Source organism: Bradyrhizobium cajani, from assembly GCF_009759665.1.
Classification (GTDB): Bacteria; Pseudomonadota; Alphaproteobacteria; order Rhizobiales; family Xanthobacteraceae; genus Bradyrhizobium; species Bradyrhizobium cajani.
Genome location: NZ_WQNE01000062.1, coordinates 1 through 24,440 on the forward strand (window position 1 = coordinate 1; position 24,440 = coordinate 24,440).

The 24,440-nt window shown below is 66.1% G+C and carries 19 protein-coding genes and 1 other RNA gene; 16 read left to right on the top strand and 4 right to left on the bottom strand.

The annotated features are described in order from the left end of the window. The first annotated feature begins 512 nt into the window (after positions 1 to 512). A complete protein-coding gene (locus GPL20_RS37455; RefSeq protein ID WP_157337583.1) occupies positions 513 to 2,312 on the top strand; it encodes an ABC transporter ATP-binding protein in 1,800 nt (599 codons plus the stop codon). A 49-nt stretch (positions 2,313 to 2,361) separates the two neighbouring features. Next, a complete protein-coding gene (locus GPL20_RS37460; protein ID WP_167533374.1) occupies positions 2,362 to 3,768 on the top strand; it encodes an MATE family efflux transporter in 1,407 nt (468 codons plus the stop codon). A gap of 67 nt (positions 3,769 to 3,835) precedes the next feature. Here the strand turns inward: GPL20_RS37460 and GPL20_RS37465 are convergent, their stop codons facing one another. Both GPL20_RS37465 and GPL20_RS37470 read right to left on the bottom strand, forming a co-directional pair. After that, complete coding sequence (locus tag GPL20_RS37465) at positions 3,836 to 4,579, bottom strand: sulfite exporter TauE/SafE family protein (RefSeq protein ID WP_157337586.1); 744 nt, start codon at positions 4,577 to 4,579, stop codon at positions 3,836 to 3,838. 173 nt (positions 4,580 to 4,752) lie between these two features. After that, positions 4,753 to 6,123, bottom strand: coding sequence for an aminotransferase-like domain-containing protein (locus tag GPL20_RS37470; protein ID WP_167533375.1), 1,371 nt, complete (start codon positions 6,121 to 6,123; stop codon positions 4,753 to 4,755). Positions 6,124 to 6,202: 79 nt separating this feature from the next. Between GPL20_RS37470 and GPL20_RS37475 the strand changes: the two genes are divergently transcribed. Both GPL20_RS37475 and GPL20_RS37480 read left to right on the top strand, forming a co-directional pair. After that, positions 6,203 to 6,631, top strand: a complete 429-nt coding sequence (locus tag GPL20_RS37475; RefSeq protein WP_167533376.1) for a DUF983 domain-containing protein — start codon at positions 6,203 to 6,205, stop codon at positions 6,629 to 6,631. 74 nt (positions 6,632 to 6,705) lie between these two features. Next, positions 6,706 to 7,419, top strand: coding sequence for an alpha/beta fold hydrolase (locus GPL20_RS37480; RefSeq protein ID WP_167533377.1), 714 nt, complete (start codon positions 6,706 to 6,708; stop codon positions 7,417 to 7,419). A gap of 206 nt (positions 7,420 to 7,625) precedes the next feature. On the opposite strand, the gene rnpB is transcribed toward GPL20_RS37480, so the two are convergent. Continuing rightward, positions 7,626 to 8,057, bottom strand: an RNA gene (gene rnpB / locus GPL20_RS37485) — RNase P RNA component class A. 150 nt (positions 8,058 to 8,207) lie between these two features. Between rnpB and GPL20_RS37490 the strand changes: the two genes are divergently transcribed. Both GPL20_RS37490 and GPL20_RS37495 read left to right on the top strand, forming a co-directional pair. Continuing rightward, positions 8,208 to 8,561, top strand: a complete 354-nt coding sequence (locus tag GPL20_RS37490; protein ID WP_157337594.1) for a YciI family protein — start codon at positions 8,208 to 8,210, stop codon at positions 8,559 to 8,561. A gap of 136 nt (positions 8,562 to 8,697) precedes the next feature. Then, positions 8,698 to 9,930: an RNA polymerase sigma factor gene (locus GPL20_RS37495; RefSeq protein ID WP_157337596.1), complete on the top strand. Its 1,233-nt coding sequence runs from the start codon at positions 8,698 to 8,700 to the stop codon at positions 9,928 to 9,930. 113 nt (positions 9,931 to 10,043) lie between these two features. Here GPL20_RS37495 and GPL20_RS37500 read toward each other — a convergent pair whose 3' ends face one another. Continuing rightward, positions 10,044 to 10,826 carry an N-acetylmuramoyl-L-alanine amidase gene (locus tag GPL20_RS37500; protein WP_157337598.1) on the bottom strand — a complete coding sequence of 261 codons (783 nt, stop codon included), beginning with the start codon at positions 10,824 to 10,826 and terminating at the stop codon, positions 10,044 to 10,046. Between the two features lie 523 nt (positions 10,827 to 11,349). Here GPL20_RS37500 and rsmH point away from each other — a divergent pair. From rsmH to murC, 10 genes are all read left to right on the top strand, one after another. Beyond that, the gene (rsmH, locus tag GPL20_RS37505) at positions 11,350 to 12,339 is read left to right on the top strand and encodes a 16S rRNA (cytosine(1402)-N(4))-methyltransferase RsmH (protein ID WP_167533378.1); all 990 of its coding nucleotides are present in this window, start codon (positions 11,350 to 11,352) and stop codon (positions 12,337 to 12,339) included. A 2-nt stretch (positions 12,340 to 12,341) separates the two neighbouring features. After that, entirely contained in the window at positions 12,342 to 12,734 is a 393-nt protein-coding gene (ftsL, locus tag GPL20_RS37510) for a cell division protein FtsL (RefSeq protein ID WP_157337602.1), read from the top strand. After that, a complete protein-coding gene (locus GPL20_RS37515; RefSeq protein WP_157337604.1) occupies positions 12,731 to 14,485 on the top strand; it encodes a peptidoglycan D,D-transpeptidase FtsI family protein in 1,755 nt (584 codons plus the stop codon). Before ftsL ends, GPL20_RS37515 begins: the two co-directional genes overlap by 4 nt. An 81-nt stretch (positions 14,486 to 14,566) precedes the next feature. Continuing rightward, entirely contained in the window at positions 14,567 to 16,039 is a 1,473-nt protein-coding gene (locus GPL20_RS37520; RefSeq protein WP_157337606.1) for a UDP-N-acetylmuramoyl-L-alanyl-D-glutamate--2,6-diaminopimelate ligase, read from the top strand. Continuing rightward, entirely contained in the window at positions 16,036 to 17,415 is a 1,380-nt protein-coding gene (locus GPL20_RS37525) for a UDP-N-acetylmuramoyl-tripeptide--D-alanyl-D-alanine ligase (protein ID WP_157337608.1), read from the top strand. Before GPL20_RS37520 ends, GPL20_RS37525 begins: the two co-directional genes overlap by 4 nt. Before the next feature lie 143 nt (positions 17,416 to 17,558). Next, a complete protein-coding gene (mraY, locus tag GPL20_RS37530; RefSeq protein ID WP_157337610.1) occupies positions 17,559 to 18,662 on the top strand; it encodes a phospho-N-acetylmuramoyl-pentapeptide-transferase in 1,104 nt (367 codons plus the stop codon). A gap of 118 nt (positions 18,663 to 18,780) precedes the next feature. Then, positions 18,781 to 20,181, top strand: coding sequence for a UDP-N-acetylmuramoyl-L-alanine--D-glutamate ligase (murD, locus tag GPL20_RS37535; protein WP_157337612.1), 1,401 nt, complete (start codon positions 18,781 to 18,783; stop codon positions 20,179 to 20,181). A 274-nt stretch (positions 20,182 to 20,455) separates the two neighbouring features. Continuing rightward, the gene (gene ftsW, locus GPL20_RS37540) at positions 20,456 to 21,607 is read left to right on the top strand and encodes a putative lipid II flippase FtsW (protein ID WP_157337614.1); all 1,152 of its coding nucleotides are present in this window, start codon (positions 20,456 to 20,458) and stop codon (positions 21,605 to 21,607) included. Positions 21,608 to 21,756: 149 nt separating this feature from the next. Next, positions 21,757 to 22,857 carry an undecaprenyldiphospho-muramoylpentapeptide beta-N-acetylglucosaminyltransferase gene (gene murG, locus GPL20_RS37545; protein ID WP_157337616.1) on the top strand — a complete coding sequence of 367 codons (1,101 nt, stop codon included), beginning with the start codon at positions 21,757 to 21,759 and terminating at the stop codon, positions 22,855 to 22,857. A 124-nt stretch (positions 22,858 to 22,981) separates the two neighbouring features. Then, positions 22,982 to 24,385, top strand: a complete 1,404-nt coding sequence (murC, locus tag GPL20_RS37550; RefSeq protein ID WP_157337619.1) for a UDP-N-acetylmuramate--L-alanine ligase — start codon at positions 22,982 to 22,984, stop codon at positions 24,383 to 24,385. Positions 24,386 to 24,440 lie beyond the last annotated feature (55 nt).

Below are 24,440 nucleotides of genomic sequence, written 5' to 3' on the forward strand. Positions count from 1 at the left end.
ATGACGCTGATCCATTACCGACACCTCACTCCAAGGCATGGACGGCCTCCCGAATCGACCAATCCAGCCATGTTGATGTGTCAGCTATGTCTCCGAACACCCGTCAGTGATCTGTCCGGGCTAAACACTGCGCGGGGCATGACAGCGGGCGTGCAGTGGCGGCGACGCGCACTAATTTGCAACACTCATCCGTGATCTTGCGCGAGCCCCGTTGCAAATCGCAAACGACACATCTATAAAGCGCACCTCATTCAATCGAACCGGGGAGGGATTTGCATGATTTCGTCGCATTCGCAGATCGTACGCCCGCTCTCGATGATGTTCTGGCTCGGTATGTACGCGGCCTGCTAGAGGCCTCTTCCGCCAGCTTCGATTGGGCCAAGGTCTCGACCCAGCGTCCCGATCGCTCCGCTTCCCAAGTCAAAGTCAGTTTTGAATGACGCCGTTCCGGCCCTCGTGGCCGGCTTGCGTCCGTCGATGGAGCCGGCCCGCGCGAGCGGCCGGGTGATGTCATGACCGCTCTGTCCAAAAAGCCCGCCGCAATTCGCGTGGTGCTGCCCTTCGTATTCCGGCACTGGCTGAAGCAGCCCGGGCGCGGCCTCATCGTGGCCGGCGGCCTGCTGGGTGCGACCATCGCCGACCTGTTCATGCCGGTGTTTTCGGGACACCTGGTCGATGCGCTGACGCGCGGCCCGTCCGATCCCGACGCGCGCCACGCGGCGCTGGTGGCGTTCGGCGCCATCGTGGCGCTGGGCGCGGCCTCGATGGTGCTGCGGCTCGTCGGGCTCCAGGCGATCGTGCCGTTCACGCTGAAGATCATGTCCGACGTCGCGCAGGACGCGTTCATGCGCGTGCAGCGCTTCTCGACCGACTGGCACGCCAATTCGTTCGCGGGCTCGACCGTACGCAAGGTCACCCGCGGCATGTGGGCGATCGACCTGCTCAACGACACCATCCTGATGGCGCTGGCGCCGTCGCTGCTGGTGCTGGTCGGCTCGATGGTCCTGATCGGCGTGCATTGGGCCTCGCTCGGCCTGGTGATCGCGCTCGGGGCGATCTTCTACGTCACGATCACGGTGGTGTTCTCGACCCGCTACATCGCGCCGGCCGCGCGCGTCTCCAATGCCTGGGACACCAAGGTCGGCGGCACGCTGGCGGATGCACTGACCTGCAATGCCGTGGTGAAGTCGTTCGGCGCGGAAGGGCGCGAGGATGCGCGGCTCGCCCGCGTCATCAATCGCTGGCGCGTGCGTGTGAGGCGGACCTGGTATCGCTACAATTACACGGCCATGTCGCAGCTTTCATTGCTGCTGTGCCTGCGCGCGTCCGTGATCGGCGGATCGGTGCTGCTGTGGATGTCCGGGCACGCCTCGCCCGGCGACGTCACCTACGTGCTGACGAGCTATTACGTCATCCACGCATACTTGCGCGACGTCGGCATGCACATCAACAACCTCCAGCGTTCGGTCAACGACATGGACGAACTGGTGGCGATCCATGACGAGCCGATCGGTATCGCCGATGCTTCCGATGCGCGGCCGATCGCGATCGAGGGCGGCGAGATCGTGTTCGACGACGTCACGTTCCATTATGGCGGCCACCGCGCGCCGCTGTATGACGGGCTGTCGCTGACGATCCGCGCCGGCGAGCGTGTCGGCCTCGTCGGCCGCTCCGGCTCCGGCAAGACCACTTTCGTCAAGCTGGTGCAGCGGCTTTACGACGTCACCAGTGGCCGCGTGCTGATCGACGGGCAGGACATCGCGCTGGCCACGCAGCAATCGCTGCGCAGCCAGATCGCGATCGTGCAGCAGGAGCCGATTCTGTTCCACCGCTCGCTCGCCGAGAACATCGCCTATGGCCGGCCGGGCGCCAGCCTCGAGGCGATCGAGCAGGCGGCGCGGCTTGCGAACGCGCACGACTTCATCCTGCGCCTGCCGAAGGGCTACGGCACGCTCGTCGGCGAACGCGGCGTCAAGCTGTCGGGCGGCGAGCGCCAGCGCGTGGCGCTGGCGCGTGCCTTCCTGGCCGACGCGCCGGTGCTGATCCTGGACGAGGCGACCTCGAGCCTCGATTCGGAATCGGAGGCGCTGATCCAGCAGGCGATGGAGCGGCTGATGAAGGGCCGCACCTCGATCGTGATCGCGCACCGGCTGTCGACGGTGCGCAGCCTCGATCGCATCCTGGTGTTCGATCGCGGCGAAATCGTCGAGCAGGGCACGCATGCCATGCTCGCGGGCAAGCCGGGCGGCATCTATCGGGGCCTGTTCGAGCGCCAGGTGGTGGAGCTCGGACACGTCGCAGCAGCGGAGTGAGAGGCGTGGCCGGGGACGGATCCCGGCTACGCTGCCACGGGGGAATGACATGAAAGACCTGACAGACGGCTCCATCGTGAGACACATCCTGGCCATGGCGCCGCCGATCATGGTCGGCATGGTCACGATCATGATCTGCCAGTTGGTCGATCTGTATTTCGTGTCGGGACTGGGCGACGCGGCCGTCGCAGGCGTCGCCGCAGCCGGCAATGCCGGCTTTCTCGTCAATGCCCTGATGCAGGTACTCGGCATCGGCACGGTTGCGCTGATGGCGCATGCCGTGGGGCGCAAGGATCGGCAGGATGCCAATCTGATCTTCAACCAGGCGGTCGTACTGTCGATGCTGTTCGGCCTGCTGACCCTCGTCATGGGCGCAGCGCTGTCGCGTCTCTACATGCGCTCGATTGCCGCGGACCAGGCCACGATCGAGGCGGGGACCACTTATCTGTTGTGGTTCATGCCCGCGCTCGCGCTGGAATTCATCATGCAAGTGACGGCATCCGCGCTACGCGCGACCGGCATCGTGCGCCCCGCCATGTTGGTACGGGTCCTCGCGGTCATCATCAACATCGCGCTTGCGCCGGTGCTGATCTCGGGGTGGGGCACTGGCTACGCGTTCGGCGTTGCCGGCGCGGGGCTGGCGAGCTCGATCGCGGTGGCGATCGGCGTTGTGATGCTGCTGGCATACTTCCGCAAGGTCGAGCGCTACGTCGCCTTCGATCCGGCGCAGTGGCGCCCCCAACCGCGCCATTTGATGCGTATCCTCAATGTCGGCCTGCCGGCCGGCGGCGAGTTCGCGATGATGTTCATCTTCATGGCCGTGGTCTACTACGTGCTGCGCGATTTCGGCGCGGCGGCTCAGGCGGGATTCGGCATCGGACAGCGGGTGCTCGGCCTGATCAACATGCCGGCGCTTTCCATTGGACTGGCCGCTGGGCCGATCGCCGGTCAGAGCGTCGGTGCCGGAAACGCCGCGCGCGTGCGCGAGACCTTCGTCAAGGCGGCGCTGATGACCACCATCGTGATGATCGGCTTCATGATGCTTGCGCAACTGAAGCCGGAACTGCTGCTCGCCGGATTCTCGAACGACCGGGAGACGATGGAGATCGCCTTCCTGTTCCTGCGGATCATCTCGCTCAACATGGTGGCGCAGGGGCTGATCTTCACCTGCTCGAGCATGTTCCAGGGACTTGGCAACACCAAGCCGGTGCTGTGGAGCTCGGCGACGCGCGTGTTCACCTATTCCTTGCCGGCGATCTGGCTCTCGACGCGGCCGGGCTTCCGCATGGAATACGTCTGGTACCTGTCGGTCGCGACGACCACGCTCCAGGCCGCGCTGAGCCTGTGGCTGCTGCGCCGCGAGCTCAGGAGGCGCCTTGTGTTGGGGCCGAACGACAAGACTCTGGAGCAGGAGAGCCCCGAGCCGGCTGCGCCTCTCGCCCGCGAGCCAGCGTAGCGGCAACTCGTTCTATCCCCGCGGCTCCGGCCAGGTTGCCGGGCCGTGGGGGATGGCAGACATAGAGCTAGTGCGCGCCAAGACTATTCCAGACCAGGCCGAGGCCGGACAGGAACAACAGGCCGAGCACGACATCGCCAAAGTGCCTGTCGCTCAGCGCGTGGTAGACACGCGCGCCGGCCCATGCGCCGATCAGCGTGCCTGGAAACGCGACCAGCGCGAGCCAGACCACTTTGAGCTCGACGAGGCCTGACGCCGTCTGCAAGACCAGTGCGGTTGCGAGCACCGTGAAGTTGAAGAGCTGGAAGATGCCGCGCCGCTCGTGCTTGTTCCAGCCGCGGATATTGGCCCACAGGATCGGCAACGGCCCCGACAGTCCGGCAAGGCCGCCCAGAATGCCGCCGGCAAATCCGATCGCACCGTCGGCGATCCGGCCGCCGAATTTGATCGCGAGCGGCTTCTTGTTCAGATACAGCGCGCTCGAAAAGATCAGCAGCAGCACGCCGACGCTCAGCTTGAACACTTTCGGGTCGGCGGAGGCGACCATCGTGGTTCCCAGGGGAACGCCGATCAATCCGCCGATCAGGAACGGCCAGACCAGCGACAGGTCGAAGCTCTTCCACATCGACGGCAACGTCGAGAGCTGCGCGATCACCGAGCAGATCAGCACCAGGGGCACCGCGAGCGAGGGCGGCAGCACGTAGAGCCAGATGCCGAGCGCCATCAGCGCCGTGCCGAATCCGGCCAGCCCCGAGACGAAGCCTCCGGCCAATGCGCCGAATAGCAGCAGCGCGTAGGTGAGCGTTTCCAACGGATTGTCCTTGTCGCGATCGGCGATCCCGAACAGTTGATCGCCACCGCCCGCTTAGCACGCTTGCTGCCGTGCAGGTCAATCCGTGCCGCACGCAAGCGTGGTCTGCGGCGTCGGGCTTTCGAGCAAGACACGCCTACGTGACGCTCGTACTTCAATCCTGGGGCAATGCTCTAGACGATCTGCCTGGTGTCCGCGGGCCTGTGCAGCGCGCCGACCAGGATGCGCAGCGCCTCCGTCAGTTCTGATCGATTGCGCGCGGCGCCCAACGAGACCCGCGCCGCATGCGGCGGTGTTCCGTCGACAGTGAAGGCATCGCCGGCGACGACCGCGAGCCCATTTCGCAGCAGATGGGCCGCGACGTCGGGCCGGCCCTCCGGCAGCCGTAGCCAAAGATGATGGGCGGCGGACTTGGCCAGGAACTGAAAGCCTTTCAATGCGCGTTGCGCGAGTTGCTGGCGGCCGACCGCTTCGTTGCGGATGGCGGCGATGATGCGGTCGGCGATGCCGGTCTCGATCCAATGCGTCACCAGCGCGACCATCAGCGGCGCCGGCATCTGCACGGTGGCCTGCAAATAGCTGCGCATCTGAAGCTGTGTGCCACTGTCGGGCGCCAGCAGATAGGAAACGCGCAGCGCCGGCGCGATGCATTTTGACAGCGTGGTCGCGAGAAAAGTCCGCTCCGGAATGAGGCTGGCGATCGGCGATGCCGAGCGGTCGAGTAGCCCGTAGGCGTCGTCCTCGATCAGCGTGGTGTCGGCGTCGGCGATGATCCTTGCGATGGCGTCGCGCCGCGCGGGGACAAGTGTTGCCGTGGTCGGATTGTGCAGTGTCGGAATGAGATAGACGGCCTTCGGCCGGTGTGCGCGGCAAGCTTCCGCCAGCGCCTCGGGCAGGATACCGCCGTCGTCCATGGCGACGCCGACGAGCTTGACGCCGAGCCGTGCTGCGGCGGCCTTGATGCCGGGGAAGGTGAGCGCTTCCGTGAGCACGACGTGGCCCGGAGGCGCAAGATGCGCGAGCAGGTTGAACAGGATCGTCTGCGTGCCGGGAAAGATCACGAGCTTGTCGGCATGCGCGTGCGGAACGCGTGCGCGCATCCAGCGCGCCGCCACCTCACGCTCATGCGCGCTGCCGCCGGGCGGCTGGTAGTTGAGATGCGCGGTCAGGCCGGATTGCGCGCGGATGGCTTCCATCCCGGCGATGATCCGCTCATCGAGCTGCGCCTCGAGCGGATGCGGCGGCACGTTCATCGAGAGATCGATCGCGACGGGATGCGGCAGGTCGACGGCGCGGCGCGCGCTGGTCTCGGACACGAACGAGCCCTGTCCGACCCGGGCCTCCATGATGCCGCGGCGCCGCGCCTCGGTATAGGCGCGCGTCACGGTCGTCAGATCGATGCCGAGCGCTTTTGCCAGTGCGCGCTGGGTCGGCAGCTGCTGTCCGCGCACCAGCCGGCCCGCGGCGATGTCGGCTTCCATGGCATCGACGATGCGCTGGTAGCGCGGCCCGCTCAGCTCCGAGATTGTAGGGGTCCAATCCATGCAATTTAGGCCCATATGCTTTGAATGTATGGATGCAAGATACTATTGTATGGATCGTCGAAAAGGAAGAGGTGTGGTCATGGCGACGGTCTCTCTGGCGAAGGCGATGTGGCGCGGCTTCAGCGGCAAATGTCCGAATTGCGGGGAAGGGCACATGTTCGGCCGCTTCCTGAAAGTGACCGACACTTGCGACCATTGCGGCGAGGAGCTGTTTCACCAGCGCGCCGACGACTTTCCGGCCTACCTCGTGATGGTCGTCGTCGGCCATCTCGTTGTTCCGGCGATCCTCGCAATCGAGACCGCTTACGCGCCGCCGGTCTGGCTGCAACTCGCAGTGTGGCTGCCGGTGACGCTGCTTGCCTCGCTCGCGCTGCTGCAGCCGACCAAGGGTGCCATCGTCGGTCTGCAATGGCAGCTCGGCATGCACGGCTTCGAGGCGAGCAAGCTGCGGCGCGAAGCTGCACAGCTCGCGCCAGCGCTGGCGAAGGCGGATACGCGCGCGGCCTGAAGCGGCCGCAGCGTTTACATCGCGCGCTCGGCCGCTACACTCCATCGTAGCAAACAAGAACGATGGAGACGCCGATGGCCGCACGCCCGAAGACTTTTCTGCTCTGTCATGGCGCATGGTCCGGCGGATGGGCCTGGAAGAAGATGCATCCGCTGATGGCGCAGGCCGGCCATCGCCTGGTGGCGCCGACCTATACCGGGCTGGGTGAGCGCGCGCATCTGGCGAGTCCCGCGATCGATCTCGAGACGCATATCCAGGACATCCTCAACGTCATCGCCTTCGAGGATCTCAGCGACATCGTGCTGCTCGGCCACAGCTATGGCGGCATGGTCGCGACCGGCGTCGCCGATCGTGCGCGCGAGCGCGTGACGCAACTGATCTATCTCGACGCCTTCGTGCCGCGCGACGGCCAGTCGCTGTTCGACCTCAACGAGGGCGGGCGCGAGCCGATGCGCAAGGCGGCCGCTGCCGGTGACGGCTATCGCATCCCGCCGAACCCGCCGCCGCCGGATACACCGCAGGCGGATCTCGACTGGCTCAATGCGCGCCGTATCAACATGCCGATCAAATGCTTCGAGACGAAGCTCAAGCTGGAGCATGGCGAGGCGGCGATGCCGCGCAGTTACATCTACTGCACCCGCATTCCGCCGGGCGATGTGTTCGGGCAGTTCGCCAAGCGCACGAAGGGCGAGCAGGGCTGGCGCTATTCCGAGCTCGATGCCAGCCACGCGCCGAACGTCACTGCTCCGGAGGCGCTGATGGGCGTGTTGGGGAAGATCGTGGCTTAATCCCACGCCCGTCATTCCGGGGCGTGCGCAGCACGAGCTATGATGCGCAATTGCGCATCTGAGAATCCATTCCTCCACCAACTCTGTGGCCTGATGGATTCCGGGCTCTCGCTTCGCGAGCCCCGGAATGACACCGTTTGAGTGGCTGCTTGCTCGGCCCAAATGGTGAGGGGCCCGATGCGCTAGCATCGAACCCCTCGTCGCAAGACATCAGCCGGCCTGTAAGCCGGGTTCTGTAGGGCACCGTCCGCTTGCGCGGACGATACGTGACGGCCATTCCTCTGGGGTCATGTTTGCACATGGCCTCGAGCAACCTACCCGGACGGCGGGCCTGACATCGCCCCGCGGCGTTATCGCTTGCGCGAACAGCCCGCTTTAGCCGTCCCTATTCGGTTTTGCTCCCGGTGGGGTTTACCATGCCGGCTCCGTTGCCGGACCCGCGGTGCGCTCTTACCGCACCTTTTCACCCTTACCTGCCTACGCAGCTTGCGCAGCGACGGCGGGCGGTTCGTTCTCTGTGGCACTTTCCCTGGGGTTGCCCCCGCCGGACGTTATCCGGCACCGTATGTCAAGGGAGCCCGGACTTTCCTCCCCGGCGGCCTTTCGGCACCTGCCGGAGCGGCCGTCCGGCCGACTGACCGGTTACGCATGGAGCATTTGTGACGGTTCCGTCAAGCCGATATCGATGCGCACGCTTCGCCCAAAATAATTTATCCTGAAGATGTCGTTTGGTGCGTGCCCCGTTCGACTGGATGTCGGCGACACAGCCGAGCAACAGGAGTGAAGCGATGCAATATCTGCTGATGATCTACCAGAACGAGGTCGAGTACGCGAAGATCGACGCTGCGACCAGCCAGAAGATGCTGGCCGAATACCAGACCTTCACGCAAGGCATCATCCAGAGCGGCAATTTCAAGGCCGGCGATCGGCTCCAGCCGACCACGACCGCGACGACCGTGCGCGTGCGCGACGGCAAGCTGCTCACGACCGATGGACCGTTCGCGGAGACGCGCGAGCAGCTCGGCGGCTACTATCTGGTCGAGGCCAAGGATCTCAATGCTGCGATCGAGATCGCGGCGCGTATTCCGAGCGCGCGCATCGGGTCGATCGAGGTGCGGCCGATCTGGGTGTATGAGAAGTGACAACTTTCGCCTTCGTCATTCCGGGATGCGCCGCAAGGCGCAGGCCCGGAATCCATATCCCCGAATCGTGGTTATGGATTCCGGGCTCGCGGCTTTGCCGCGCCCCGGAATGACGAGAGGAGAGTGTTCGCGTGGCATGACCCCTTCCGAGATCGAAGTTATCTTCCGCGACGAGGCGGGGCGGGCGCTGGCCACGCTGATCCGCCTCGTCGGCGATTTCGATCTCGCCGAGGACGCGCTTCAGGACGCCTTTGCCGTCGCGCTGGAGCACTGGCCAGGGTGCGAGGTCCCGGGCAATCCGCGCGCCTGGCTGGTCAATGTCGCGCGCAACAAGGCGATCGACCGCATCCGCCGCCAGGCCGTCTTCCGCGGCAAGCAGCAGGCTCTGGTGCATGAGCTCGAGCTGAACGCGCAAGTCGCCGACGAGCCGGAGGCGATGCTCGACGACGACATGCTGCGGCTGATCTTCATCTGCTGCCATCCGGCATTCGCGCCCGAGATCCGGGTCGCGCTGACGCTGCGCACCGTCTGCGGGCTGTCGACCGCGCAGGTCGCCCGCGCCTTCCTCGTCAGCGAGGAGGCGATGGCGCAGCGCCTCGTCCGCGCCAAGCAGAAGATCCGCCTCGCCGGCATCCCCTATGAAGTGCCGGAGCGCGACGCGCTGGAGCCGCGGCTCGATGGCGTGCTTGCCGTGATCTACCTCGTCTTCACCGAGGGCTATGTCGCGACGTCGGGCGCAGACCTGATGCGGCCGGATCTCTCGGTCGAGGCGATCAGGCTCGGCCGCCTGCTCGACCGCCTGATGCCGGAGCGCGCCGGCATCAAGGGCCTGCTGGCTTTGATGCTGCTGCACGACGCGCGACGCGCAGGACGAGAGACCGCGGCCGGCGACATCGTGCTGCTCGAAGAGCAGGACCGCTCGCTGTGGAATCGCGCACAGATCGATGATGGCCTGCAGCTGGTGGAGGACGCGCTGCGCGTGCCGGGCCGGCCGCAACCCTATGCCGTGCAGGCCGCGATCGCGGCGCTGCATGCACGCGCGAGAAGCTTTGAGGAGACCGATTGGCCGCAGATCGCGGGGCTCTACGAGGTGCTGCTGCGCATCAGTCCCTCGCCGGTGATCGAGCTGAACCACGCCGCGGCGGTGTCGATGGTCGATGGACCGGCACGCGCGCTCGCTCTCGTCGATGCGATCACCGCGCGCGGCGGGCTTGATGGCTATGAGCTGATGCCTGCGGTGCGCGCGGATCTGTTGCGGCGGCTGGGGCGGAAGGAGGAAGCGCGCGAGGCCTATCAGGCAGCAACTGCGGCGACACAGCTGGAGCCGTTGCGGCGACTGTATGCGCGAAGGATGAGGGAGATGGAGTGAGGCTGCATCAATATCGTCATTGCGAGCGCAGCGAAGCAATCCAGACTGTTACCGCGGAAAGATCCTGGATTGCTTCGCTCCGCTCGCAATGACGGAGAATGTGGCCGTCGCCGTCACTTCGACGCGATAGTTGTCCCGTCCTGAGGCAGGCTCTCCAGCAGCGCCTGCAAGGTCGACAGTGTCGAGTGGTCCGCAACGCCATCGAGCCGCGCCGGGCGGAAATGGCGCTGGAAGGCGGTGACGACTTCCATTGTCGCGGCGTCGTATTTGCCGGTCAGCGGCACGCCGTAGCCGTATCTGGCGAGCGCCTGCTGGAAGCTCAGCACCGCGTCGCTGATGGTGCCGAGCATCAGGCTCTCGCCGCGCACGACCGGCGCGGGCGTCACCCAGTGACCGACGCCGGAATTGGCCAGCGAATGCCATGGAAACTTTTCGCCGGGATCCTTCTTGCGCGCGGGCGCGACATCGGAATGGCCGAGCACCCGGTGCGCCGGCACCTTGCGGCGGAGCATGATGCCGCGGCACAGCGCGATCACGGCGGCGACCTGGCGCAGCGGATATTCCGGATAGCCCCAGTCATGACCGCGATTGACGATCTCGATGCCGATCGAGCAGGAGTTGACGTCGTCCTCGCCGGCCCAGGAGGAGATCCCGGCATGCCAGGCGCGCTTGGCCTCCGGCACACATTGCACGATCCGGCCGTCCTCCAGCACGACGTAATGCGCCGACACTTCGGAGCCGGCCGTGCACAGCCGCGCCAGCGCGCCCTCGACGTCGGGCATGCCGGTGTAGTGCAGCACGATCATGTCCGGCTCCCGTCCCTTGTTGCGCTCGCCATGGTTCGGCGAGGGGATGATGTCGGAGACGATCGAGGAATCCGGATCGAACGTCCGCATGTTCGCCGCGGCCTTGGGAACCGGGAGAACGCGATGACGCTTCGAATCAGATCCAGATGGCGTGGACGAACCGGACGGCATGGACAGCTCTAGTCGGACGGAGAGTGGGCCAAGCCCTTCTCTTTACTATTCCTTTACGTTCCGGCGGGCGCAATCGCGCGGCGCGGTTAACGGATGCATTTTGGCGCAGGTGTGTGGATGGAGCATCACCGCCATCTCACCTTTTCGACTTGTAACGGGCCGATCAACGCTTTCTTAACGCTAAGGGCCGTTACTGAGGGATGAAGAGCCGACCCGCGTCCGGAGGCGGCCAAAGCGTATTTTGGCTCGAAATCCCATGGCTGCCCGACAAATTCCACTGGGAACATTGGGTTTGCGGCCCGGGACGGCCGGGCTCGGTAACCATGCTGGACGGGGATTGGGTCGTGGAACCGCCGCGACGCGGAATCATTCGAGGCGTTATGGGCTGGTTCGCCCCCGATCCCGCTTGGGCAATCGGCTGGGCGTCCGGCAGGCGTGGCGCATGAATTCGGCTCCGCACATTCCCGTTCTTGGCCGCGAGGCCATCGACCATCTCGCCCCGCGCGCGCGCGGGATCTATGTCGACGCCACCTTCGGCGCCGGCGGCTACAGTCGCGCCATCCTGGACGTTGCGGGAACCCGTCTGATCGCGATCGATCGGGACCGCACCGCGATCGTTGGTGGTGCCGAACTGGTCGAGCGCTCCGCGGGCCGGCTGACGCTGGTCGAGGATCGCTTCTCCAATCTCGCCGAGGTCTGCGCGGCGCAGGGCGTCGATGGCGTTGACGGCGTCGTGATGGATGTCGGGGTGTCCTCGATGCAGCTCGACCAGGCCGGCCGCGGCTTCTCCTTCCGCCTCGAGGGTCCGCTCGACATGCGGATGGGGCAGACGGGGCCGACGGCGGCCGATGTCGTCGCCCGCGCCTCGGAAGGCGATCTCGCCGACATCATCTATCTCCTCGGCGAGGAGCGGCATTCGCGCCGCATCGCCCGCGCCATCGTGGCGGACCGGCAGGAGACGCCGTTCACGACCACGCGCGCGCTCGCCGATCTCGTCGGCAGGGTCGTGCGTTCGAAACCCGGCGACATTCATCCGGCCACGCGGACGTTCCAGGCCCTGCGCATCTTCGTCAACGAAGAGCTCGACGAACTCCAGACCGCGCTCGCGGCCGCCGAGCGCGTGCTCAAGCCGGGTGGACGGCTCGTGGTGGTCTCGTTCCATTCCCTGGAAGACCGCATCGTCAAGAATTTCCTCGGCGAGCGGGCCAAGACCGGCGGCGGCTCGCGGCATCTGCCGGAGGTGGCGCAGGCTGTGCCGAGCTTCCAGCTCCTGACGCGGCGGCCGGTGGTCGCCGGCGAAGCAGAAGTCGCAAACAATCCGCGCGCGCGTTCCGCAAAGCTGCGTGCCGCCGAGCGCACCGCGGCGCCCGTGCATGGCGACCGCGAACCCTCGCCCTGGCCGAAGCTCGCCGACGTCATGAGGGGCGGCTAGGCATGCGCTTCATCCACCTCCTCGTCATCGGCGCGCTGATCTTCGCGGCCGCCCATGTCTACCGGATCAAGATGGACTCCACCGCGCGCACCGAGAAGGTGCTGCGGCTGCATGCGGAGATCCGCGAGCAGCGCGATGCGATCGCATCGCTGCGCGCCGAATGGGCCAAGCTCGACGCGCCCCTGCGCCTGCAAGGCCTCTCCGAGCGACATCTGCCGCTCAAGCCGGTCAACGGCACGCAATATGATTCGCTGAAGAACCTGCCGGAGCGTCCGCCGCGGATGTTCAGGCCAGGCGAGCCCGACCCGATCGGGGCTATGCTCAACACCATCGAGGCCGCGAGCGACCCGGACACGGTCACGGGCTCGGTGCCCGAGCCCGAGGACAAGCAATGAGTGCTGTGACCGCGGCCAAAACCACAGCAAAGCCGACTGAGCCTTGGCGGCAGCGGCTGATCCGCAGCCTGCTCTACGGGCGCAATGTCGATCGCGCCGCGAAGGCGCGCGCGCGCGTTGGCCTTGCGATGCTGGCGTTCGCTTCGGTCTACGTCCTGATCGGCGGCCGGCTCGTGATGTTCGCGATCGGCGCCGACGCCCACAGTGCACGCCGCGCCGCGGCGCAGGAGGTGGTTGCGACCGCGCGGCCCGATATTATCGATCGCAACGGCGCTATCCTTGCGACCGACGTCAAGGCGGCGAGCCTGTTCGGCGAGCCGCGCCGCATTATCGACAAGGACGAGGCGATCGAGCTTCTGACCGCCACCGTGCCCGACCTCGACGAGGCCGAGGTGCGCGAGCGGCTGAAGACGCGCAAGGGTTTCGTCTGGCTCAAGCGCGAGGTCACGCCGAAGCAGCAGCAGGACATCCACAAGCTCGGCCTTCCCGGCATCGGCTTCCTGCGCGAGAACAAGCGCGTCTATCCGACCGGCAACGAGGTCGCCCACCTCATCGGTCTCGTCAACATCGACAACCAGGGCATCGCCGGCATGGAGAAGTGGCTCGACAATCAGGGGCTCGCCGATCTCCACCGCGCCGGCTTTGCCACCGACCGGCTGCAAAAGCCGATCGAGCTCTCGGTCGATCTGCGCGTCGAGCACGCTCTGCGCGACGAGCTCCTGAAGGCCAAGGACAAGTTCCACGCCAAGGCCGCCTCCGGCATCGTCTCCAACGTCAAGACCGGCGAGATCGTGGCGATGGTCTCCCTTCCGGACTTCGATCCCAACAACCCGAAGGAAGCGCACGACCCCGACCGCATCAACCGCCTGACCACCGGCGTCTACGAGATGGGCTCGACCTTCAAGGCGTTCACGCTGGCGATGGCGCTGGATTCCGGCAAGATCAATTTGAACTCGTCGTGGGATGCGCGCGGAAACCTGCACTACGGCAAGTTCACCATCCACGACAGCCATCCGCTCGGACGTTTCATCAACACCAAGGAGGTGTTTACCTTCTCGTCCAACATCGGCGCGGCGCGGATCGCGCTCGGCCAGGGCGTCGAGGCGCACAAGGCGTTCCTCGCCAAGATGGGGCAGTTGACGCGGCTGCGCACCGAGCTGCCGGAGAGCGCAGCTCCCCTGATCCCGCGCCGCTGGGGCGAGTTGAACACGGTCACGATCGCTTTCGGCCAGGGCATGTCGGTGGCGCCACTCCAGGCGGTGATGGGCATCAACTCGCTGGTGAACGGTGGCTATTTGATTCCGCCGACCTTCATGAAGCGCAGCGAGGAGGAAGCGGCGGCAATAGCCAAGCGTGTCATCAAGCCGGAGACCAGCGACAAAATGCGGTACCTGATGCGGCTCAATGCCGAGATTGGCACCGCCAAGACCGCCGACGTCAAGGGTTATTACGTCGGCGGCAAGACCGGCACGTCCGAGAAGGTCATCAACGGCCGCTATGCCAAGAAGCGCGTGCTCAACTCCTTCACCGCGATCATGCCCTGCGACGATCCGAAATATCAGATCCTGATCATGCTGGACGAGCCGCAGGCGATTCCTGAAACGAAGGGTTTCATCACCTCGGGCTGGAACGCGGTGCCGACCGGCGGCAAGGTGATCGAGCGGATCGCGCCGCTTCTGGGGGTCGAGCCACGGTTCGACCTGCCGCCGTCCGACCGCCTTATTCTTGCAGCATCCAGGACAACCCAGTAATCACCGGGTAGGCCATCGCTGGGCTGAGTCGGGGTCTCCCGAAGCTTCGGCTTTCCCGCACGGCATGTCGACTGGAAGACCATGAAGCTGCGCGACCTCATAGGTCAGGACGTTCTGGGCAATGATGCCGCAATCGAGCCCGCTGTCGCGGCGCTCGATGTGACCGGCGTTGCGCTCGACAGCCGCGTGGTGAAGCCCGGCGATCTCTTCTTCGCGCTCGCGGGCAGCAAGACCGACGGCGCACGCTTCATCGATGCTGCGGTCGCCGCAGGCGCGGCGGCTGTCGTCGGCGATCACGCGCCGGCGGCCTGCAAGGTTCCGTTCGTCACGGTGGCCAATCCGCGCCGCGCGCTGGCGCTGGCCGCGGCAAAATTCTTTCCCGCACAGCCCGCGACGATTGCCGCGGTGACCGGAACAAGCGGCAAGACGTCGGTTGCCGCGTTCACGCGCCAGATCTGGGAGCGGCTGGGACATGCCTCCGCCAGCATCGGAACCATCGGTCTCGTTTCGCCCAGGCGTACCGTCTACGGCTCGCTGACGACGCCTGACCCGATCGCGCTGCATCGGCAGCTCAATGAGATCGCGCGCGACGGCGTCACGCATCTTGCCTTCGAAGCCTCCTCGCACGGGCTCGACCAATACCGCCTCGACGGTGTGCGCGTCTGCGCCGGCGGCTTCACCAACCTCTCGCGCGATCACATGGATTACCATCCGACCGTCGCGCATTACCTTGCCGCAAAACTCCGCCTGTTCCGCGAGCTCGTGCCGCCGGATGGGGCGGCGGTGATCTCGGCCGATCACGACTGCTCGGCGGAAGCAATCGAGGCGGCGACGGCGCGCGGCCTGCGGGTGATGGCGGTCGGCCGCCGCGGCGACGGGGCAGGCGAGGGTATTCGTCTTGTTGATGCCGAGGTCGAGGGCTTCTCGCAAAAGCTTGCGCTCGAGCATCGCGGCAAGCGTTACACGGTCAGGCTGCCGCTGGTCGGCGAGTTCCAGATCGAGAACGCGCTGGTCTCGGCGGGCCTCGCGATCGGCACCGACAGCGATGCGGCCAATGTATTTGCAAGTCTCGAACATCTCGAAGGCGCCAAGGGCCGGCTCGAGCGCGTCGGCGAGCGTAACGGCGCGCCGATCTTCGTCGACTATGCGCACAAGCCCGATGCACTGGCAAAGGCATTGCAGGCGTTGCGTCCTTATGCGAAACGCCGGCTGGTCGTCGTGTTCGGCGCCGGCGGCGATCGCGATGCCGGCAAGCGCCCGATCATGGGCGAGATCGCAGCTGAAAACGCTGACGGCGTCATCGTGACCGATGACAATCCGCGCAGCGAGAAGCCGGAAATCATTCGCGCCGCAATCCTCGCCACGGCCAGGGGTGCCCGCGAAATCGGCGACCGTGCCGCGGCGATCCGCGCCGCGATCGAGGACTTGCAAGAGGGCGATGCGCTGCTGATCGCCGGCAAGGGCCACGAGACCGGGCAGATCGTCGGCGGCGAGGTGCTGCCGTTCAGTGATCACGAGGCGGTTGCCGCCGCATTAGCGTCGAGGGTCGCATGAGTGCGCCAATATGGACCGTTGCCGAGGTGGCGCGTGCGCTGGGTGTCGCGGGATCGTTCCCCAACACGCCGATCGACTTCATCACCCAGGACAGCCGCCTGGTGAAACCGGGCAGCCTGTTCGTCGCGCTGAGCGGCACGCCGAGCGGCGGCTTCGTCTCGGCCTTCGCCAGCGCGCGTGACGGCTGGGAGTTCGCGGACAAGGCGGAAGCCGCGGGCGCGGTGGCGATGATCGTGCCGCACGAGATCGCGGGCATCCGCGTGCCCCAGATCGTGGTGAAGGACACGCTGATCGACGGCCTTTGGGGTCTCGCGCGCGCTGCCCGCGCGCGCTTTGGCGGGCCGGTGATCGGGCTCACCGGCAGCGCCGGCAAGACCAGCACCAAGGAATTCCTTGCCGCTTATCCCAACGCCTATGCGAGCCCGTCGAGCTTCAACAATTTCTGGGGCGTGCCGCTGACGCTGTGCAACGCCAGGCCCGATGCCAGCCTTTGGGTCGTCGAGATGGGCATGAACCAGCGAGGTGAGATCGCGCGGCTCAGCGAGTTGACGCGGCCGACCGTCGCGCTCGTCGTTAACGTCCAGCCCGTGCATCTGGAGAAGCTCGGCTCGCTCGAAGCCATCCGGCGCGAGAAGGTGTCGATCGCGCTCGGCCTGCCCGGGGACGGCGTGCTGGTGCTGCCTGCCGGGCTCAAGGCGTCCGAATGGAAGGGCAAGGTGGGGCGCTTCGGTGAGCATGCCGAGGTGCACGAGGTCGCGCACGCGCCGCATGGCGAGAGCTGGCAGGTCGTGGCCATGATCGGCAAGAAGCAGATCGCGTTCAGCCTCACGCCGGGTGCGCCGCACCGCGTGCAGAATGCGCTGGCCGCGCTCGCCGCGATCCGTGCGGCGAACCTCGATGCAGCGACGCTCGCGATCAAGCTCGACCGCGTCGGCATCATGACCGGCCGCGGCGTCGAGCAGATGGTCGGCGGCGTCACCGTGATCGACGACAGTTTCAACGGCAATCCGGCCAGCGTCGCCGCCGCGCTGCAAAGCCTTCAGGCGCGCAACATCGGCGGCGGACGCCGCGTTGCGGTGCTCGGCGACATGCTGGAACTGGGGGACGATGCGCCGGCCTATCACAGCGGCCTCACCGAGCATCTCGACGGCATCGACGCCGTCTACTGCGTCGGCCCCCTGATGCGCCACCTCTACGACGTGCTGCCGGCCGGCAAGGGCCTCGGCTGGCACGACGACCCGGCCACGTTGAGACCGGGCGAGGTCGCAAGCCTGCTGAAGGCAGGCGATGTCGTGGTTGTCAAGGGCAGCAAGAAGATGTTCTGGGTCAACAAGTTTGTGCCGGGCCTAGTGGCCGCCTTGCAGGCAAAGGCGTAAACTGCTTGGAAGGCGCTGTTCCCGATCCCACCCATTGCGGCGCGAAGCCGTCCGTTTTCCTGGAGGTCGCCCGACCCCATGATGAAGACCAGCGAATGCGCGTGCCGCATGTGAACGTGCAAAGGCGCCATAGGACCGTTTGAATGTTTTACTGGCTGATCGAGCTCTCGAATACATTTCCGAGCTTCGGTGCGTTTCGCACCGCCCTGAACGTCTTCCGCTACATCACCTTCCGTACCGGCGGCGCAGTCGTCACCGGCGCGCTGTTCGTGTTCCTGTTCGGGCCCTGGATCATCGATCACTTGCGCATCCGCCAGGGCAAGGGCCAGCCGATCCGCACCGACGGTCCGCAGTCGCATCTCGCCAAGAAGGGCACGCCCACCATGGGCGGGCTGATGATCCTGTCCGGCCTCACGGTCGGTACCGTGCTGTGGGCCAATCCGCTCAATCCCTACGTCTGGATCGTGCTGGCCGTGACGCTCGGCTTCGGCTTCGTCGGCTTCTACGACGATTATCTGAAGGTGACCAAGCAGACCACGACCGGCTTCGGCAGCAAGCTTCGCCTGCTGATCGAGGCGATCATCGCACTGGTCGCCTGCTATGCATTGGTGCGGCTCAACCGCGACCCCGCGTCGACCGCCCTGACGATTCCCTTCCTCAAGGACACCGTGCTGCATTTCGGCTGGTTCTTCGTCGTCTTTGGCGCCTTCGTCATCGTCGGCGCCGGCAACGCGGTGAACCTCACCGACGGTCTCGATGGCCTCGCCATCGTGCCCGTGATGATCGCGACGGCGAGCTTTGCGATGATCGCCTATCTCGCCGGCAACGCGGTGTTCGCCGACTATCTCCAGATCAAATACGTCGCCGGCACCGGCGAGCTCGCGGTGCTCTGCGGCGCGTTGCTCGGTGCCGGCCTCGGCTTCCTCTGGTTCAACGCGCCGCCGGCCTCGATCTTCATGGGCGACACCGGTTCGCTCGCGCTCGGCGGCATGCTGGGCGCGATCGCGGTCGCCGTGAAGCACGAGATCGTGCTCGCAGTGATCGGCGGGCTGTTCGTGCTGGAGGCGGTCTCCGTCATCGTGCAGGTGGTGTCGTTCAAGCTCACGGGCAAGCGCATCTTCCGGATGGCACCGATCCATCACCATTTCGAGCAGCTCGGCTGGACCGAGCCGCAGATCGTGATCCGCTTCTGGATCATCTCGGTGATGCTGGCACTCGCCGGCCTGTCGACGCTGAAGCTGCGGTGATGATGGTCGCCGTGATTCATTTTTGCTGTCATTCCGGGGCTCGCGAAGCGAGAACCCGGAATCTCGAGATTCCGGGTTCGACGCTGGCGCGTCGCCCCGGAATGACAGAGGCCCAATCATGATCCCCGTCACATCCTTCGCCGGCAAGACGGTCGCGGTGTTCGGCCTCGGCGGCTCGGGGCTCGCGTCCTGCCACGCGTTGAAGGCCGGCGGCGCCGACGTGATCGCCGCCGACGACAATGCCGACAACGTCGCCAAGGCGGCGCAGGCCGGTTTCGTCACCGCCGATTTGCGCAACGTCTCATGGACCAGTTTCGCAGCGCTCGTGCTGGCGCCCGGCGTGCCGCTGACCCATCCGGTGCCGCACTGGAGCGTGTTGAAGGCGCGCGAGGCCGGGGTCGAGGTGATCGGCGATATCGAGCTGTTCTGCCGCGAACGGCGGCGGTATGCGCCGGACGCACCGTTCGTTGCCATCACCGGCACCAACGGCAAATCGACCACGACGGCGCTGATCGCGCACCTCACAAAGGTCGCCGGTTACGACACCCAGATGGGTGGCAATATCGGCACCGCGATCCTGTCGCTGGAGCCGCCGCGCACGGGCCGCGTCCACGTCATCGAGATGTCGTCCTACCAGATCGACCTCACGCCTTCGCTCGATCCCTCCGTCGGCATCCTGCTCAATGTCAGCGAGGATCATATCGACCGCCACGGCACGCTCCAGCACTACGCCGAGGTGAAGGAGCGCCTCGTCGCCGCCGTACAGGCGCGGGGCACCTCCATCGTCGGCGTCGACGATGGCTTTTGCCGCGACATCGCCGACCGGCTCGACCGCGCCGGCAAGAACGTCGTGCGCATTTCGGTGAAGAATCCGCTCGCGAGCGGTATCTATGTCGAGCACGGCACCATCGTGCGTGCCTCGGGCGGTGCGAAGAGTGAGGTCGCGAAACTCGGCGGCATCGGTTCGCTGCGCGGCCAGCACAACGCGCAGAACGCGGCCTGCGCCGCCGCTGCCGCGCTCGCGATGGGCATCAGCCTGGATGTGCTCCAGAACGGCCTGCGCAGCTTTCCGGGCCTTGCGCATCGCATGGAGCAGATCGGCCGCCGCGGCAATGTGCTGTTCGTCAACGATTCCAAGGGCACCAACGCGGACGCCACCGCGCATGCGCTGTCGTCCTTTTCGGACATCTTCTGGATCGCCGGCGGCAAGCCCAAGGCCGGCGGCATCACCAGCTTGACCTCCTTCTTCCCGCGCATCCGCAAGGCCTATCTGATTGGCGAGGCCGCGCAGGAGTTTTCCGGCACGCTGGGCACACAGGTGGCGCACGAGATCAGCCAGACGCTCGATATTGCGGTGGAGCACGCCGCGCGCGATGCGGAAGCCTCGGGCCTTGCCGACGCCGTCGTGCTGCTGTCGCCGGCCTGCGCCTCCTTCGACCAGTACCGCAATTTCGAGATCCGCGGCACCAGGTTCCGCGAGTTGGTCCAGGCGCTGCCGGGCGTGAAGCCGGTGGTGTAGGGCGCGCCGCTACCTCCTGCTCTGCTGTCATCGCCCGCGAAGGCGGGCGATCCAGTACTCCGAGGCGGTTGTGGTAGGCCGAGGGGCCCCGGCGTACCGGATGCCCCGCCGGAGCCTGTCATCGGGCTCGCCGAAGGCGAGACCCGGTGGCGGGGCATGACCCTGTGTCTTGTGGCGGCAGCGGAGATCATCTCCAAACATCCGCGATTCCTTAACCCCCCGGTAACCAACCTCGGCGACCAATGGACGGACCTCTGTCCGAAAGCGGCCGCCCATGCTCTCCCGTGAAGAACGCACCCCCTTTTCCGAGTGGTGGTGGACCGTCGACAAGCCGCTGATGGGCGCCATCCTGGCGCTGATGCTGACCGGCGTGATCCTGTCGCTGGCGGCGAGCCCGCCGGTTGCGACCCGCATCGGGCTCGATCCCTTCCACTTCTTCAGCCGCCATGTGATGTTCCTGGCGCCGTCCTGCATGGTGCTTGTGGGTGTCTCCTTCCTGTCGCCGCGCGCGATCCGCCGCAGCGCGCTGCTCATCTTCGCCGCCAGCATCATCCTGATTGTGCTGACGCTCGCGATCGGCCCGGAGGTGAAGGGCTCGCGACGCTGGATCACGCTGCTCGGCGTCAACATCCAGGCCTCGGAAATCGCAAAGCCGTCGTTCGTCGTCATCGCCGCCTGGCTGTTCGCCGAATCGACCAAGCGGCCGGAGATGCCGGCGACCTCGATGGCGCTGGTGCTTTTGCTGATGCTGGTGTCGCTGCTGGTGATGGAGCCGGACTTCGGCCAGACCATGCTGATCCTGATGGTGTGGGGCTCGCTGTTCTTCATCGCGGGCATGCGCATGATCTGGGTGTTCGGCCTTGCCGGGGCCGCGGCCGCCGGCCTGTTCAGCGCCTATCTGTTCGTCCCGCACGTCGCCGGCCGCATCAAGCGGTTCATGAACCCGGCCTCAGGCGACACCTTCCAGGTCGATACCGCCATGGAAGCCTTCTACAACGGCGGCTGGTTCGGCCTCGGGCCGGGCGAGGGCATCGCCAAGCGCAGCCTGCCGGACAGCCACACCGACTTCGTGTTCGCGGTTGCCGCCGAGGAGTTCGGCATCATCCTGTGCCTCGCCATGCTGGCGCTGTTCGCCTTCGTCGTCATCCGCACGCTGTCGCGCGCCTATGCCAACGAGGACATGTTCTCGCGCTTTGCGGCCTCGGGTCTTGCGATCCTGTTCGGCGTGCAGGCCGCGATCAACATGTCGGTCAATCTCCAGCTCATCCCCGCCAAGGGCATGACGCTGCCGTTCATCTCCTATGGCGGCTCCTCGATCGTGTCGCTCGCCTATGGCGTCGGAATGATGCTGGCCCTGACGCGGCTGCGCCCGCGTACCGAGGTGGAAGCAAGCGGCCACGCCGAGGCGATGCGCAGCTACGCGTAAGCGGTCATCGCGAGGAGCGAAGCGACGAAGCAATCCAGACTGTCTCCGCGGAGGCAGCCTGGATTGCTTCGCGGAGCCTGTCATCGGGCCGCGCTTCGCGCGGACCCGTTGGCTCGCAATGACGATGGAGACACTGTAAAACCCTCACCATGGATACGTCCCCCCTGATTCTTCTCGCCGCGGGCGGCACCGGCGGCCATCTGTTTCCGGCCGAGGCGCTCGGCGTCGAATTGATCCGGCGCGGCTTTCGCGTCCGCCTCGTCACCGACGAGCGCGCGCTGCGCCTTAGCGGGCTGTTCAGCAAGGACATGATCGACGTCGTCGCGAGCGAGACTGCGCGCGGCCGCAATCCGTTCCAGCTTGCCTATGCCGGCCTCACCCTCGCCACCGGCACGCTGTCCGCTTACCGCCTGATCAGGCGATTGAAGCCCGTCGCCGTCGTCGGCTTCGGCGGCTATCCGACATTGCCGCCGCTGGTCGCTGCGAAACTCGCCGGCGTGCCTGGTATCATCCACGAGGCCAACGCCGTGCTCGGCCGCGCCAACCGCTTCCTGTCGCGCCGCGTCCGCGCCATCGCAACGTCGTTGCCGGGTGTGCTTGATCGCGATCCAGCGCTGTCGGGCAAGACCACGACGGTCGGTACGCCGATGCGTCCGGCGATCCTCGCAGCTGCCGCTGTGCCATATGCTGCACCCGAGGTGAACGGCCCGCTGCGCCTGCTCGTCGTCGGCGGCAGCCAGGGCGCGCGCATCATGGCCGACATCGTGCCGGGCGCGATCGAGCGCCTTGAACCTGCTTTGTGGAGTCGGCTCGTCCTCACCCAGCAGGTGCGCGAGGAGGACATGAACCGCGTGCGCACGGTCTACGACAAGCTCAAGATCAAGGCCGAGCTGGCGCCGTTCTTCACGGACCTGCCGGCGCGGCTCGCCTCAAACCATCTGGTGGTGTCACGTTCCGGCGCCGGCACCGTGGCCGAGCTTGCCGCGATCGGCCGCCCCTCGATCCTGGTGCCGCTGCCGGGCGCGATCGACCAGGACCAGTTCGCCAATGCCGGCGTGCTGGCCAAGGTCGATGGCGCCATCCGCATCCCGCAGACCGAGTTCACCTCCGACCGTCTCGCCTCCGAGATTTCCGCCGTCGCCGCCGAGCCCGCGCGCCTTGCCGCCATGGCCGCGGCCGCGAAGGGGGCGGGGCGGCTCGACGCCGCCGAGCGGCTGGCCGATCTGGTGGTCAAAGTCGCTGGAATCTGACGCGAAAAAGCCCTTGTCATCGCCTTCTAAAGCGGGGCATCCAGTAGGAGAGGCGCGCGGCTGATTTGGCCGTGACCTTCGCCAGATGCCGCCTTCTTGAGACGGCGAGGTCAGGGAACAGAGCATGAGACTGCCGCGCGAGATCGGACCCATCCACTTCGTCGGGATCGGCGGGATCGGCATGAGCGGCATCGCCGAGGTGCTGGTCAATCTCGGCTATGCCGTGCAGGGCTCGGACGCCGCCGACAATTACAATCTCGACCGTCTGCGCAAGAAGGGCGCAAAAGTTTCGGTCGGCCACAAGGCGGAGAACGTCGACGGTGCCGAGGTCGTCGTGGTGTCCACCGCGATCAAGCGCGACAATCCGGAACTGATGGCGGCGCGCGAGCGGCGCATACCGGTGGTGCGCCGCGCCGAGATGCTGGCCGAGCTGATGCGGCTGAAGAGCTGCGTCGCCATCGCCGGCACCCACGGCAAGACCACCACGACCACGATGGTCGCAACGCTGCTCGACGCCGGCGGCCTCGATCCCACCGTCATCAACGGCGGCATCATCAACGCCTACGGCTCCAACGCGCGGCTTGGCGCCGGCGACTGGATGGTGGTGGAAGCCGACGAGAGCGACGGCACGTTCCTGAAGCTGCCGACCGATGTCGCGATCGTCACCAATGTCGATCCCGAACATCTCGATCATTTCAAGACCTTCGAGGCCGTGCAGGAGGCGTTCCGAAACTTCGTCGAGAACCTGCCGTTCTACGGCTTCGCCGTGATGTGCATCGATCATCCCGTGGTGCAGAGCCTCGTCGGCAAGATCGAGGATCGCCGCATCATCACTTACGGCGAGAATCCGCAGGCCGATGCGCGGCTGGTCGACCTCACGGCAGGCGGCGGCGGCTCGAAATTCAAGGTCGTCATCCGCGATCGCAAGAGCGGGGCTGTGCACGAGATCGCCGATCTCGCGCTGCCGATGCCGGGCCGGCACAACGCCTCGAACGCGACGGCGGCGATTGCGGTCGCGCACACGCTCGGCGTTTCCGACGACAATATCCGCAGCGCCATCGCAGGCTTCGGCGGCGTCAAGCGGCGCTTCACCAAGACCGGCGAATGGAACGGCGTCACCGTCATCGACGATTACGGCCATCATCCCGTGGAGATCGCGGCGGTGCTGAAAGCAGCGCGCGATTCCTACACCGGCAAGGTGATCGCCGTGGTGCAGCCGCACCGCTACACCCGCCTGCAATCGCTGTTCGAGGAATTCTGCACCTGCTTCAACGATGCCGATGCGGTGATCGTCGCCGACGTCTATGCCGCCGGCGAATCGCCGATCGACGGCATCGACCGCGATCATTTTGTGGCTGGCCTGCGTGCGCATGGACATCGCGAGGTGATCCCGCTGCCGGCGGCATCGGAGCTTGCGGGCATCGTCAAGGGACTTGCGAAGGTGGGCGATCTCGTCGTGTGCCTGGGCGCCGGCAACATCACGCAATGGGCGTACGCGCTGCCGGGCGAATTGAAGGCGCTGGGGTGAGCAGGCTGATGAAGGACTCGCAGCCAGATGCACGGCAAACTGGACTCCCTCCCCC

What these genes read in the sequence shown, in the direction of transcription:
- GPL20_RS37490 (WP_157337594.1), top strand. Translation starts at nt 8,208, where the DNA reads ATGCAATATCTGCTGATGATCTACCAGAACGAGGTCGAGTACGCGAAG.
- murC (WP_157337619.1), top strand. Translation starts at nt 22,982, where the DNA reads ATGAGACTGCCGCGCGAGATCGGACCCATCCACTTCGTCGGGATCGGC.
- ftsL (WP_157337602.1), top strand. Translation starts at nt 12,342, where the DNA reads ATGCGCTTCATCCACCTCCTCGTCATCGGCGCGCTGATCTTCGCGGCC.
- GPL20_RS37525 (WP_157337608.1), top strand. Translation starts at nt 16,036, where the DNA reads ATGAGTGCGCCAATATGGACCGTTGCCGAGGTGGCGCGTGCGCTGGGT.
- GPL20_RS37460 (WP_167533374.1), top strand. Translation starts at nt 2,362, where the DNA reads ATGAAAGACCTGACAGACGGCTCCATCGTGAGACACATCCTGGCCATG.
- GPL20_RS37455 (WP_157337583.1), top strand. Translation starts at nt 513, where the DNA reads ATGACCGCTCTGTCCAAAAAGCCCGCCGCAATTCGCGTGGTGCTGCCC.
- GPL20_RS37495 (WP_157337596.1), top strand. Translation starts at nt 8,698, where the DNA reads ATGACCCCTTCCGAGATCGAAGTTATCTTCCGCGACGAGGCGGGGCGG.
- mraY (WP_157337610.1), top strand. Translation starts at nt 17,559, where the DNA reads ATGTTTTACTGGCTGATCGAGCTCTCGAATACATTTCCGAGCTTCGGT.
- GPL20_RS37515 (WP_157337604.1), top strand. Translation starts at nt 12,731, where the DNA reads ATGAGTGCTGTGACCGCGGCCAAAACCACAGCAAAGCCGACTGAGCCT.
- GPL20_RS37470 (WP_167533375.1), bottom strand. Translation starts at nt 6,123, where the DNA reads ATGGATTGGACCCCTACAATCTCGGAGCTGAGCGGGCCGCGCTACCAG.
- murD (WP_157337612.1), top strand. Translation starts at nt 18,781, where the DNA reads ATGATCCCCGTCACATCCTTCGCCGGCAAGACGGTCGCGGTGTTCGGC.
- GPL20_RS37480 (WP_167533377.1), top strand. Translation starts at nt 6,706, where the DNA reads ATGGCCGCACGCCCGAAGACTTTTCTGCTCTGTCATGGCGCATGGTCC.
- ftsW (WP_157337614.1), top strand. Translation starts at nt 20,456, where the DNA reads ATGCTCTCCCGTGAAGAACGCACCCCCTTTTCCGAGTGGTGGTGGACC.
- rsmH (WP_167533378.1), top strand. Translation starts at nt 11,350, where the DNA reads ATGAATTCGGCTCCGCACATTCCCGTTCTTGGCCGCGAGGCCATCGAC.
- GPL20_RS37475 (WP_167533376.1), top strand. Translation starts at nt 6,203, where the DNA reads ATGGCGACGGTCTCTCTGGCGAAGGCGATGTGGCGCGGCTTCAGCGGC.
- GPL20_RS37500 (WP_157337598.1), bottom strand. Translation starts at nt 10,826, where the DNA reads ATGCGGACGTTCGATCCGGATTCCTCGATCGTCTCCGACATCATCCCC.
- GPL20_RS37520 (WP_157337606.1), top strand. Translation starts at nt 14,567, where the DNA reads ATGAAGCTGCGCGACCTCATAGGTCAGGACGTTCTGGGCAATGATGCC.
- murG (WP_157337616.1), top strand. Translation starts at nt 21,757, where the DNA reads ATGGATACGTCCCCCCTGATTCTTCTCGCCGCGGGCGGCACCGGCGGC.